Consider the following 12,862-nt stretch of genomic DNA (forward strand, 5'->3'; position numbering starts at 1 on the left):
CGCTACAGGTCCAGCTTCTCGATCATCGCGCGGGTGATGAGGCAGATGCCGCTCTCCGTGCGGCGGAACCGCTTGGCGTCGAGTTCCGGATCCTCGCCGACGACAAGGCCCTCGGGAATTTCTACGCCGCGGTCGACGACGACGTTGGAGAGGCGCGCGCTGCGGTGGACGGTGACTTCCGGCAGGATGACGGCATGGTCCAGCGACGAGTAGGAATGCACCCTGACGCCGGTAAACAGCAGGCTGCGGTTCAGCGCGCCGCCGGAAATGATGCAGTTGCCGGAAACCAGCGACGACACCGCCTGTCCGCGTCGGCCATCCACGTCGTGGACGAACTTGGCCGGCGGATTGATCTCCGCATAGGTCCAGATCGGCCAGTTTCCGTCGTAGAGGTCGAGTTCGGGAACGATGTCGGTCAGGTCGATATTGGCCTGCCAGTAGGCGTCAACCGTTCCGACGTCGCGCCAGTAGGCGTGCGTTTCCGATTCGGCACGCACACAGGACTGGTTGAAGCGGTGGGCGACAGCTTTGCCGTTCTTGACGATATAGGGAATGATGTCCTTGCCGAAGTCGCGGCTCGACTGCGGGTCGGCGGCATCCTTGCGCAGCATGTCCATCAGGAATTTCGTGTGGAAGACGTAGATGCCCATCGAGGCGAGCGCCATCGATTCATTGCCCGGAATTCCCGGCGGATCGGTGGGCTTCTCGACAAAGTCGATGATGACGTCCTTGGCATCGACATGCATGACGCCGAAGCCGGTGGCTTCCATGCGCGGCACTTCGAGGCAGCCGATCGTCACGTCGGCGCCGGAGTCGACATGCTGCTGGAGCATCAGCTCGTAGTCCATCTTGTAGATGTGGTCGCCGGCAAGGATGACCATGTATTCCGGACCGTAAGGTTCGATGATGTCGGCGTTCTGGTAGACGGCGTCCGCGGTGCCTTCGTACCACTGATGCTCGGAGACACGCTGGCTGGCCGGCAGGATGTCGAAGCTTTCGTTACGCTCCGGGCGGAAGAAGTTCCAGCCGCGCTGCAGGTGGCGGATCAGGGAGTGCGCCTTGTACTGCGTCGCGACCCCGATGCGGCGGATGCCGGAATTCAGGGCGTTCGACAGGGCAAAGTCTATGATTCGCGTCTTGCCGCCGAAATAGACGGCGGGCTTGGCGCGCGAGTCGGTCAATTCCTTCAGGCGGCTTCCGCGGCCCCCCGCCAGCACGTAAGCCATGGCGTCACGGGCCAGTGGCTGGTGGCGTCGCATTTTGTTATTGGTCATCACATTCCTCCCGAACGCTTATTCCAGCTCCAGCATGATTGTTGCCAGAGGTGGAAGTACAATGGACGCTGACTTATTCCCGTTATCATCATGGGCAATGACGCGACCGGCATTGCCCTTGCCGCTGCCGCCATAGACGTCGGCATCGGTATTCATGATCTCGCGCCAGGTGCCGGCGGCCGGCAGTGGCAGGCGATAGCCTTCGCGATAGACCGGCGTGAAGTTCGACACGACGACGATCGGCTTTTCGCCCGGCGCCTTGCGCTGCCAGGCAAAGACCGAATTGTCCCGGTCGTCGGCGATCAGCCATTCGAAGCCGTCGCCTTCGCAATCGCGCGCATGCAGCGCCGGCTTGTCGCGGTAGAGGAAATTGAGATCCTTTACGAGCTTCTGCATGCCGCCGTGGCTGGGATAGGAGAGCAGGTTCCAGTCGAGCTCCCGCTCCTCGCTCCATTCGCTCCACTGGGCGAATTCCTGGCCCATGAACAGCAGCTTCTTGCCCGGATAGCCCCACATGAAAGCGTAGTAGGCGCGAAGGTTGGCGAATTTCTGCCAGTCGTCGCCCGACATCTTGGCGATCAGCGATCCCTTGCCGTGCACCACTTCGTCATGGGAGAGCGGCAAAACGAAATTCTCGGTGAAGGCATAGAGCAGGCCGAAGGTCAGCTCGTTGTGATGATATTTCCGGTAGACCGGCTCCTTCGACATGTAGCTCAGCGTGTCGTGCATGAAGCCCATGTTCCACTTGAAGCCGAAGCCCAGGCCCCCGTCATTGGTCGGGTGCGAGACCTTCGGCCAAGAGGTGGATTCCTCGGCAATGGTCATGATGCCCTTGTGCAGGCCATAGACATTGGCGTTCATCGACTGCAGGAAGCGGACGGCGTCCAGGTTTTCGCGGCCGCCATACTGGTTGGGGATCCACTCGCCCTCCTTCCTCGAGTAATCGAGGTAGAGCATGGAGGCGACGGCATCGACGCGCAGCCCGTCGAGATGGAATTTCTCGGCCCAGTAGAGCGCGTTGTTGACGAGGTAGGACACGACCTCGTTGCGGCCGAAATTGAAGATGGCCGTATTCCAGTCCGGATGGAAACCCTGGCGCGGGTCCTCGTGCTCGTAAAGTGCCGTGCCGTCGAAGCGGCGCAGGCCGTGCTCGTCCGTCGGGAAATGCGCCGGCACCCAGTCGAGAATCACACCAAGACCGACCTTGTGGCAGCCGTTGACGAAGCGTGCGAAGCCCTCCGGCTCGCCGAAGCGGGCCGTGGGGGCGTAAAGCCCGGTCGTCTGGTACCCCCAGGACGGATCATAGGGATGTTCGGTGATCGGCAGGAACTCGATGTGGGTGAAGCCCATATCGGTGCAATAGGGGATCAGGTGGTCGCCGAGTTCATCCCAGGAATAGAAACTGCCATCGGGATGACGCTTCCAGGAACCGGCATGCACCTCGTAGATCGAGATCGGCTGGCGGCGGTGGTCGGCATTGTCCCAGTAGGCGCGATGATCGTCGTCGTCCCAGTCCTGTTTCAGCTGGTCCGCGGTGACGGAGGCCGTCTGCGGGCGAAGTTCGGCACGACGGGCGAAGGGATCGGCCTTGAGCGGCTGCATCGTCCCGTCCTTGCCGACGATCTCGAACTTGTAGGCGGAGCCGATCGGTACGTCGGGCGCGAAGATTTCCCAGATGCCGGTGTCGAGGCGAAGCCGCATCGTATGCAGCCGGCCGTCCCAGTTGTTGAAGTCGCCGACGACCGAGACGCGGCGGGCATTGGGTGCCCAGACGGCGAAGTGAAAGCCGTTCACGCCTTCGAGCGTCAGCGGATGTGCGCCGAGCTTGTCGAACAGGCGGAGATGCGAACCTTCACGCAGGTAGTAGTCGTCCATCGGGCCGAGCACCGGGCCGAAGCTGTAGGGGTCGGTGACGGTCCATTCGTCGGTGCCGCGGCTTGCCTTGTAGCGGAGCGGCTGGCGCTGGGTGAGCTTGACGGGGCCAGCAAAAAAGCCGGCGGCATCCAGGCACTCCAGCGTGCCCAGCGCCTTGCCGGCCAGATCGTATGCGGTGACTTTCTCTGCACCCGGAATGAAACAGCGGGCCGAGAAGCCGTCCGGGGTCTCATGCAGACCGAGGACGGAAAACGGATCGGAGTGACTGCCGTCGCAGATCGCGGTTATGGCGCCTGCCGGTATGTTCATGTTTCCTCCGCTCCCCCCTGAGCCGGTCATCCGGCTCTCCAGATTTCGCTCGCATACTGGCGGATCGTCCTGTCGGACGAGAACCATCCCATGCGGGCGGTATTGTAGACGGCCTTTGATACCCAGGCGTCCTGATCCATCCACAACGCGTCAACTTCGCGCTGGGCATTGGCATAGGCTTCGAAATCGGCCGCCACCATGAACCAGTCGTGACTGTAGAGCCCATCGACCAAGCCGGCAAACCGGCTTGGGTCGTCCGGCGAAAAGACGCCGGAGGCGATGGCCGAAAGCGCCTGCGACAGTTCGCGGGAACCCTCGATGACGGCGCGTGGGTTGTGCCCGTCGGCTCTTGCCGCCGACACTTCCGCGGCCGTCAGGCCGAAGATGATCATGTTCTCGGCGCCGACGTGGTCGCGCATCTCGACGTTGGCACCGTCAAGCGTGCCGATCGTCAGGGCGCCATTCAGCGCGAACTTCATGTTGCCGGTGCCGGATGCTTCCATGCCGGCTGTCGAGATCTGCTCTGACAGGTCGGCCGCGGGTACCATCACCTCGGCAAGCGATACGTTATAGTTCGGAATGAACACGACCTTCAGAAGCCCTCGCACGGCCGGATCGCCGTTGATCACGCGGGCGACGTCGTTTGCCAGTTTGATGATCAGCTTGGCGTTGTGGTAGCTCGGCGCCGCCTTGCCTGCAAAGAGTTTAACGCGCGGAACCCAATCAAGTTCCGGATGCGAGCGAATTTGGTCGTATAGCGCCACGGCCTCGATGATGTTGAGAAGCTGGCGCTTGTATTCGTGGATGCGCTTGATCTGGATGTCGAACATCGATGATGGGTCGATGCGGATGCCCATCCGCCGGGCGACGAGGTTCGACAGCTTTTCCTTGTTGGTGCGCTTGATGCCGAGAAATTTCTTCTGGAACTCGCTGTCATGGGCGAACTTGTCGAGCGACTTCAGCGCTTCGGCATCGTCCATGAAATCGTCGCCGATCGCCTCGCGGATCAGGTCCGTCAGGCCCGGATTGCACTGCATCAGCCAGCGGCGCGGGGTAATCCCGTTGGTCTTGTTGTTGATCCGGTCGGGATAGAGCTTGTGAAGGTCGGCAAAAACCGTCTCCTTCATCAGTTCGGTGTGCAGCGCCGAGACGCCGTTGATCGAATGCGATCCCATGAAGGCGAGATTGCCCATCCGCACGCGACGGTCGCCGCTTTCGTCGATCAGCGAGATCGAACGGATTTCGCCGTCGGAGAATTTGCGCTCCTTGCGGGCGTGCAGCAGGATTTTCGCGTTGATCGCATAGACGAGCTGCATGTGGCGCGGCAGCAGGCGTTCCAGCAACGGCACCGGCCAGCTTTCCAGCGCTTCCGGCAGAAGCGTGTGGTTGGTGTAGCTGAAGGTCCGCCAGGTAATGTCCCAGGCCTGCTCGAACTCCACGCCATGGACGTCGCAGAGAAGGCGCATGAGCTCGGTCACGGAGATGGCCGGGTGGGTGTCGTTGAGCTGGATCGCGATCTTGTCCGGCAGCGAGGTGAAATCCGGATACTGCTGCAGATGGCGGCGCAGGATGTCCTGCAGTGAGGCGGAGGAGAAGAAGAATTCCTGGCGCAGCCGCAGCTCCTGGCCGGCCGATGTGGCGTCGGCGGGGTAGAGGACGCGGGTCAGGCTTTCGGCCTTGTTGCTCTCGCGCAGAGCGCCGATATGGTCTCCGGCGTTGAAGGCATCGAGCAGGATCGGGTCGATCGGCTGGGCCGACCAAAGGCGCAGCGTGTTGACGCGCTTGCCGCGCCAGCCGACGATCGGCGTGTCGAATGCCGTCGCGATCACCCGTTCTGCCGGCTTCCAGACGTAGCGTTGCATGCCGCTGTCATCTTCGATCGTGGTGACCGAGCCGCCGAAGCCGATTTCATAGGATGCCTCGCGGCGTTCGAATTCCCAGGGATTACCGTGGGCGAGCCAGGTTTCCGGCAGTTCCACCTGCCAGCCGTCGGCCATCTGCTGGCGGAACAGGCCGTGCACGTAGCGAATGCCGTAGCCGTAGGCCGGAATATCGACGGTCGCCATGGATTCCATGAAACAGGCGGCAAGCCGGCCGAGGCCGCCATTGCCAAGGGCGGCGTCCGGTTCGATCGCGGCGATCACGTCGAGATCGACGCCGAGGGACCGCAGCGCGTCATGCAGCTCGTTCATCAGCTCGAGGTTCGACACGGCGTCGCGCATCAGCCGGCCGATCAGGAACTCGAGCGACAGGTAGTAGACCCGCTTGTCGCCGGTTGCGTAGACCTTCTTCGTGGATTCCATCCACTTGTCGATGATGCGGTCGCGGATGACGAGAATGGCGGCGGTCAGCCAGTCGTGCGGCTTGGCCGCCTTGGCGTCCTTGCCGATGCGGTAGGCGAGCTTTTCGATGATTTCTTCGGCGAGAATTTCGGGGTTCGAAACACGTGGCGCTGGAGAAGGCAGATTGGCTTTCAGAACGTCATTCGTCATCGCAATCACCAATACTTTTGTAAGCCGATCAGAGTGTTAGGGAGCCACCGATCGCGCGCTTGAAAGATACAAAAGCAATTTATGCACCTATCCAATGCGCTGGCAACAGGTGAAATCCGTGATCGTGAAATTCAGTTGGCGCAGGTCGTCGAGTGCGCGACGGTCTGGATGGCCGACCGGGACTTCGCGGCGGGGCGTAAAGGGTCACTTGACGGGAATGACGTCCACGGACTGCTTCGTCTGATGCTCGCCGTAGCTCTTCAGGACGCCGATCACCGGGGCCACGTCGGAATAGTCGCGGCCGTAACCGACGACGATATGATCGGTCGTCACCGATATGTCGTTGGTCGGGTCGAGCTCGAGCCAGCCGAGCGTCTTGCCGCACCAGATGCGGACCCAGGCATGCATCGCGTCGGCGCCTTCGAGGCGTTCCTTGCCCGGCGGCGGGATGGTCCGGAGGAAGCCGCTGACATAGCCTGCCGGAATGCCGAGGCTGCGCAGCGCCAGGATCATGATATGCGAGAAGTCCTGGCAGACGCCGCGTTTCAGCTTGAAGGCTTCCCGCGGGGTGGAGTCGACGGTCGTCGCCTCCGGATCGTATTTGAAATCCTTGTAGATTCGCGCGCAGATCGCCGTGGCGATCTGGCGGATGGTCATGCCCGGACTGGTGACCTCCCGGGCGTAGGCGCTGATTTCCGGGGTTTCGGGCAGACGGGGGCTCGGGCCGCAGAAATGATGTGGAGAATCCGGGTCGAGGGTCAGCTGATCGGCAATCTCGTCCGGCAGCCGGGACAGGTCAGGCGAAAAATCCGCGGTCGGCAGTTCGGTGTCGACCTGGATGCGCGCCTGCATGTGGATGTCGAGAGCGGCATGCGGCGTGCGAAACAGGATGGACGTCGCCGGATGGCGGAAGAAATCGACGAAGTTGCTTCGCTCTTCCGGCTTCGGGCTCACCGTGAGCGTGCCGGCGATCAGGCGTTGGCGATCGGGAATCGTGATCGGCAGTACGCGCAGGATGTGCCGCGCGCCCGACGCCGGAGTGTCGTACTGGTAGCCGAGATGCATCGAGAGATCGTAGAGCATTCCGCCGGGACCCGTCAGCTGAGGTAGGTGCGCGCGAGGATGTCGGACAATTGCTCCATCTCGCGTTCAAGGTTGTGATAAACGTCGGGGTTCATAGCCTCGGGCGTCATGACCGCCAGACCGGAATGCAGGCGCACGGCCTCACGGTAGAATTCCGACATCTGGCCGTTGACGTAGGCGTTCGGCAGCTGCTCGATCTCCGTCCTGATCTCGTTCAATTGGAAGAGGATCGAGCGCGGGTTCAGGGGATCGAGCGCCAGGAGATCGGTGACGGTCAGCTGCGCCGTGTTCACATTGTAGCGCCGGCGGTGCGTCATGACGTTGTCGCCGATCTCAAGCAGCAGGTCATATGCCCCATCCGGTGCGTCCGGGCCGGACATGTAGCCGAGCAACCGCGTCATGTGCAGGCCGCGTTCGAGGAAGCGGCCGATCGTCAGGAAGCGCCAGCCGGTGAAGCGGTACATGTTTTCATGAACGAGACCCGCGAAGCCGGCGAGCTTGCGCAGGAGAATGGTCATGGCGTGCGCCGCGTCGTCGCCCGGCTTTATATGCTCGTGGAAGCGGCGCGCCGTCTTGGCGAGGTCATTGAGCGCCAGCCAGCCGTCGGGCGAGAAGCGGTCGCGAATGTTGCTGGCCGAATAGATGGCGTTCTCGATGTCGCGGACGAGGGTGTCCGGCACGGGCTCCTTCGTGTCGACGTCGAGCGGTGCCAGATAGTCGGTGATGGCGGCGAGCAGCGCCTGCTTCGGGTTGGCGGATTCGGCGAAGCGCGAATGCCAGGCCCGCAGGATGCGCAGCGTGCCTTCGGCCCGTTCGATGTAGCGGCCCAGCCAGAAGAGATTGTCGGCAGCGCGGCTCGGCAGGCTGCCGGGCATGTTGCGCGTGAATTTTTCCGCAGCCGGCAGCAGCGTCGTGCGCTCGACGGGGTTGTCGGACACGATCCAGACGTCCGCCGCACGGCCGCCCGATTGCATGGCGATCGCGGAAACGTCGTCGGACGAGCCGATCCGGGCAAAGCCGCCGGGCATGATCTGCCAGCCGCTTTCGGTGCGGGCGGCGAAGACGCGAAGGCTCATCGGTCGGGGGACGAGCTTGCCGTCGACCAGAACCGGCGTCGTCGACAGCTTGACGACTTCCTGGCCGACCAGCTTGGCACCGTCGGATGCCAGCCATTCGGCGATCGATTCCTGCGCAGTGCTGCGCAGCGAGGAACCGAGCACCGACTGGCCGTTGTCGTCGAAGAAGGGCAGGCGGGAATAGGCCGGCCCGATGACCATGCCGGAGATGTTGCGCGCCACATGTTCGCGCTCGCTCTTCTGGCCGCACCACCATGTGGCGATCGAGGGGATTTCCAGGCTCTCGTTCATCAACCGTCGACAGATGGTCGGCATGAAGGCGAGGAAAGCCCGGGTTTCCATGATGCCGGAGCCGAGCGCATTGATGAAGCTGATCGAGCCAGACCGCAGCGCCTGCACGATGCCCGGCGTGCCGATATGTGAATTCTGGTTGAGCTCCAGCGGGTCGGCGTAGCTTGCGTCGAGGCGCCGCCACAGCACGCTGACGGGCTTCAGGCCGGCGACGGTGCGCACCATCACCCGGTCGTTGACGACGGCGAGATCCTCGCCTTCGAGCAGCATGAAGCCGAGATAGCGGGCGATATAGGCGTGTTCGAAATAGGTGTCGTTTGCCGGTCCCGGCGTGAGAATGCCGATCCGGTCCTCAAGTCCCTGCTTGGACGCCAGCATCGCGTCCCGGAAGGCGCCGAAGAAGGAGGCGAGGCGGTGGACATGCGTGTCGGCGTAGATGTCGGAAAAGGCGCGGGCGGTGGCCACGCGGTTTTCCAGCGCGAACCCGGCACCGGAAGGGGCCTGCGTCCGGTCCGCCAGCACCCACCACTTGCCGTCCGGCCCGCGGCCGATCTCGAAGGAGACGAAATGTAGGTAATGGCCGTCGCGGGGCTTCACGCCGACGAGCGGCCGCAGGAATTCGGGATTGGACGCGATCAGCGACGGCGGCAGGTAGCCTTCCTTGACCAGCAGGTTGTCGCCGTAGATGTCGGCGACCATGGCTTCGAGGAGATCGGCGCGCTGGACGAGCCCGGCGGACAGCTCATGCCATTCGTTCTCGTCGATCAGGACCGGGATGTGGGAGAGGGGCCAGTTGCGCTCGGAATGTTCCTTGTCGCCATAGGCGCGGAAGAAGACACCGGCTTCCCGCAGGTAGCGGTCGGCGCGCGAGAAGCGTTCGGCAAGGTCTTCCGGCGACAGGCGTTCCAGCGATTGCAGGAAACGTTGCCAGACCGGGCGGACATTGCCGAGGTTGTCGACCATCTCGTCGGCCACGCCGGGCAGGGCGGCATACGAAAGCTTCCTGCTTTTCTCGGCAAGAGGCTTTTTGCGTGCGCTCGATTCTCCCCCCGGCAAGCTGGTCATCTATGTTCTCTAAATCCCCACAGGCCTTCTCAGGTCCAGAGTCAGCGGAAATTCCGGTGAAACCGACTCTGGCATGAGCTGGTAGTACCCAGCGGTATGCCCCCATGGCTCGAAGCGCGCAAGCCTGCGGGCTTCCGCTTCGTTGCCATTCACAGGGAAAGTTTCGTAATTGCGTCCGCCAGGATGTGCGACATGGTAACGACAACCTCCCATCGAGCGGTTGGACCAGTTGTCGTAGATGTCGAAGGTCAGCGGCGTGTTGACCGGAAGCACCGGGTGCAGGCCGGAGGCCGGCTGCCACGCCTTGAAGCGGACGCCGGCGACCGAAACGCCCTCGATCCCCGTCTTCTTCAACGGTACGGCGCGGCCATTGCAGGCTACCGTATAGCGTTCGGGATTGAGCGTTTCGAGCCGCACCTGCAGGCGTTCGACGGACGAATCGACATAGCGGACGGTGCCGCCGACAGCCCCCTGTTCGCCCATGACGTTCCAAGGCTCGAGTGCTTGGCGCAATTCGAGCTTCGAGCCCTCGTATTCGACCTCTCCGCAGAAGGGGAAGCGGAATTCGAGCTGGGCGGCGAACCATTCCGGCCGGAAATCGAAGCCGTTGTCACGCAGGTCGGCGAGCACGTCGAGGAAATCCTGCCAGACGTAATGCGGCAGCATGAAGCGATCGTGCAGGGTGGTGCCCCACCGCGTCAGCTTGCCGCCGACGGGATTCTTCCAGAAACGGGCGATCAGTGCGCGAACCAGCAGCTGCTGGGCGAGGCTCATGCGGGCGTTCGGCGGCATCTCGAAACCGCGGAACTCGACAAGGCCGAGCCGTCCGGTCGGGCCGTCCGGAGAGAACAGCTTGTCGATGCAGATTTCGGCGCGGTGGGTATTGCCGGTGACGTCGATCAGCATGTTGCGGAATAGACGGTCGACGAGCCAGGGCAGCGGCGGCCAGCCTTCGCCCGGCATCGGGACCTGCGCAAGCGCGATCTCGAGTTCGTAAAGACTGTCGTGGCGGGCTTCGTCGATGCGGGGCGCCTGGCTGGTCGGTCCGATGAACAGGCCGGAGAACAGGTAGGACAGCGACGGATGGCGCTGCCAGTGCAGCACGAGGCTCTTCAAGAGATCCGGGCGGCGCAGGAAGGGGCTGTTGCCCGGATTGTTGCCGCCGACGACCACGTGGTTGCCGCCACCCGTTCCGGTGTGCCGGCCGTCGATCATGAACTTCTCGGCGCCGAGGCGGGTCTGGCGGGCCTCTTCGTAGAGCGTCGTGGTGGTCTCGACGCAGTCCTTCCAGGACGAGGCCGGATGGATATTGACCTCGATGACGCCCGGATCGGGGGCGACGCGGATGACATTAATGCGTTCGTCCTGCGGCGGCGTATAGCCTTCGATATGAACCGGCAGGCCGAGCGCGGCAGCGGCGTTTTCCGCAGCCGTGATCAGCTCGAGATATTCCTCGATCCAGCTGCAGGGCGGCATGAAGATGCAAAGCTTGCCGTCGCGCGGCTCGACCGACATGGCGGTTCGCACCGCGCCGCCGACTTCACCGACGGACTGCTCGACGCGGTCCTGCATGGCGTCGGGATCAGGAACGAAGCTCGCCTCGGGCATGGCCTGTCCGGGCGGCTGGAAGCGCTCGGGCAGCGGGCGGCGGCGGATCGAGGGATCGGCCGGGTGGATGTAGGGATACCAGGCCGGCGGCACATGGGGCAGCGATTCCAGCGGCAGGCGGTAGCCGACGGGGCTGTCGCCCGGAACCAGGAACAGCCGGCCACGGCGGGTGCGCCAGCGTTCGCTGACCCACTTGATGCCCGTCGCCTTGCTGTTCCAGGCCTGAACCGGCAGCACGTAGCCGGTCGGCACCGTCAGTCCGCGCTCGAATACACGGGCGATGCGGCTGCGCTCCTCGGGGTCCTTCAGCTTGGAATTGGACGGGTCGACATTTTCCGGCAGGCTGCCTTCGCGAATGAGCCATTCGGCGGGATCTTCGAAGGCGGGTACCACCATGGTCGGATTGATGGCCAGTTCCTGGGCGATCGTCACCAGAAGCCGTCCGGCGTCCTCATGCGTGACGTCCGACTTCTCGGCCTCCTTGGCGATCAGGTCCGGATTGTGCCAGACCGGAACGCCGTCCTTGCGCCAGTAGAGCGAGAAGGTCCAGCGCGGCAGGCTCTCGCCGGGATACCATTTGCCCTGGCCGTAATGGAGGAAGCCGCCGGGGGCGAATTTCTCCTGCAGCCGCTTGATCAGCTTGTCGGCTAGATCCCGCTTCGTCGGGCCGACGGCGGCGGTGTTCCATTCGGCCGACTGGAAGTCGTCGATCGAAACGAAGGTCGGTTCGCCGCCCATGGTCAGACGGACGTCCTGCGCCTGCAGCAGGTCGTCGACCTGTTCGCCGAGTGCGTTCAGCGCATCCCAGCTTTCATCCGAGAACGGCTTGGTGATGCGCGGATGCTCGGCGACGCGGCGGACCTGCATGTCGAAGGCGAATTCGGTCTCCGCCTCGCCGAAATAGCCGCCGGAAATGGGGGCGGCATTGCGATAATGCGGCGTGGCAGCGAGCGGAATGTGGCTTTCGCCGGTCAGCAGCCCCGAGGTGGGATCAAGTCCAACCCAGCCGGCGCCGGGCAGATACACCTCGGCCCAGGCATGCAGGTCGGTGAAATCGACCTCCGTGCCGCTCGGCCCGTCCAGAGCTTTCAGGTCGGGGGCCAGCTGGATGAGATAGCCGGAGACGAAGCGGGCGGCAAAACCGAGATGGCGGAGGATCTGGACCAGCAGCCAGCTGGTGTCGCGACAGGAGCCCTTGGCGGTGGAAAGTGTCTCCTCCGGCTCCTGCACGCCCGGCTCCAAGCGGATGACGTAGCCGATGTCCTGCTGCAGCTTGGCATTCAGCGCCACGACCATGTCGACCGTCACCTGGCCGGGTGTCTTGTCGATGCTTTCCACATATTTCAGCAGCAGCGGATCGGCGGGCTCCGGCTTGCGGTAGATCGACAGGTCGTCCTCGAGATCGGCCGGGTATTCGAAGGGCCATTTGGTGGCCTGTTCCTCGACGAAGAAGTCGAACGGATTGTAGACCGTCATGTCGGCGACGAGGTCGACCTCGATCTTGAATTCGGTCACCGGCTCGGGAAAGACGTAGCGGGCGAGGTAGTTGCCGTAGGGGTCCTGCTGCAGGTTGACGAAGTGGTTTTCCGGCGAAATTTTCAGCGAATGGCTGATGACGCGGGTCTTGGAGTGGGGCGCCGGTTTGAGGCGAATGATCTGCGGACCGAGACGGACGGGCTTGTCATACTTGTAATGCGTCAGATGATAAATGCTGGCTTGTATGGACATCGTCTCTCCGGGGCACACTGGAACACAGGGTGGCGCTTGATTATTCCGAAGGCGATCTTGT

General features: G+C 63.1%; 6 protein-coding genes. All 6 read right to left on the bottom strand.

Going from position 1 to position 12,862, the window contains the following annotated elements; genetic code table 11:
- Nucleotides 1-2 precede the first annotated feature (2 nt).
- The 6 genes from glgC to ACU5AZ_RS12905 all read right to left on the bottom strand — a co-directional run bounded on the left by glgC (nucleotide 3) and on the right by ACU5AZ_RS12905 (nucleotide 12,801).
- Entirely contained in the window at nucleotides 3-1,274 is a 1,272-nt protein-coding gene (gene glgC / locus ACU5AZ_RS12880) for a glucose-1-phosphate adenylyltransferase (protein WP_446822759.1), read from the bottom strand.
- Between the two features lie 18 nt (nucleotides 1,275-1,292).
- Nucleotides 1,293-3,488 (bottom strand): 1,4-alpha-glucan branching protein GlgB, encoded by a 2,196-nt coding sequence (gene glgB / locus ACU5AZ_RS12885; RefSeq protein WP_446822760.1) that lies wholly within the window; start codon nucleotides 3,486-3,488, stop codon nucleotides 1,293-1,295.
- Nucleotides 3,485-5,950 (bottom strand): glycogen/starch/alpha-glucan phosphorylase, encoded by a 2,466-nt coding sequence (locus ACU5AZ_RS12890; protein WP_446822761.1) that lies wholly within the window; start codon nucleotides 5,948-5,950, stop codon nucleotides 3,485-3,487. The genes glgB and ACU5AZ_RS12890 overlap by 4 nt, the downstream gene beginning before the upstream one ends.
- A 204-nt stretch (nucleotides 5,951-6,154) precedes the next feature.
- Nucleotides 6,155-7,033 carry a transglutaminase family protein gene (locus ACU5AZ_RS12895; RefSeq protein ID WP_446822762.1) on the bottom strand — a complete coding sequence of 293 codons (879 nt, stop codon included), beginning with the start codon at nucleotides 7,031-7,033 and terminating at the stop codon, nucleotides 6,155-6,157.
- A 14-nt stretch (nucleotides 7,034-7,047) separates the two neighbouring features.
- Nucleotides 7,048-9,465, bottom strand: coding sequence for a circularly permuted type 2 ATP-grasp protein (locus tag ACU5AZ_RS12900; RefSeq protein WP_446822763.1), 2,418 nt, complete (start codon nucleotides 9,463-9,465; stop codon nucleotides 7,048-7,050).
- Between the two features lie 9 nt (nucleotides 9,466-9,474).
- Nucleotides 9,475-12,801 (bottom strand): transglutaminase family protein, encoded by a 3,327-nt coding sequence (locus ACU5AZ_RS12905; RefSeq protein ID WP_446822764.1) that lies wholly within the window; start codon nucleotides 12,799-12,801, stop codon nucleotides 9,475-9,477.
- Nucleotides 12,802-12,862: the final 61 nt, after the last annotated feature.

Source organism: Rhizobium sp. PAMB 3182, from assembly GCF_052908355.1.

Bases quoted from the DNA above. Each gene is read 5' to 3' on its own strand.
- ACU5AZ_RS12890 (WP_446822761.1), bottom strand. From the start codon at position 5,950: ATGACGAATGACGTTCTGAAAGCCAATCTGCCTTCTCCAGCGCCACGT.
- ACU5AZ_RS12905 (WP_446822764.1), bottom strand. From the start codon at position 12,801: ATGTCCATACAAGCCAGCATTTATCATCTGACGCATTACAAGTATGAC.
- ACU5AZ_RS12895 (WP_446822762.1), bottom strand. From the start codon at position 7,033: ATGCTCTACGATCTCTCGATGCATCTCGGCTACCAGTACGACACTCCG.
- glgC (WP_446822759.1), bottom strand. From the start codon at position 1,274: ATGACCAATAACAAAATGCGACGCCACCAGCCACTGGCCCGTGACGCC.
- glgB (WP_446822760.1), bottom strand. From the start codon at position 3,488: ATGACCGGCTCAGGGGGGAGCGGAGGAAACATGAACATACCGGCAGGC.
- ACU5AZ_RS12900 (WP_446822763.1), bottom strand. From the start codon at position 9,465: ATGACCAGCTTGCCGGGGGGAGAATCGAGCGCACGCAAAAAGCCTCTT.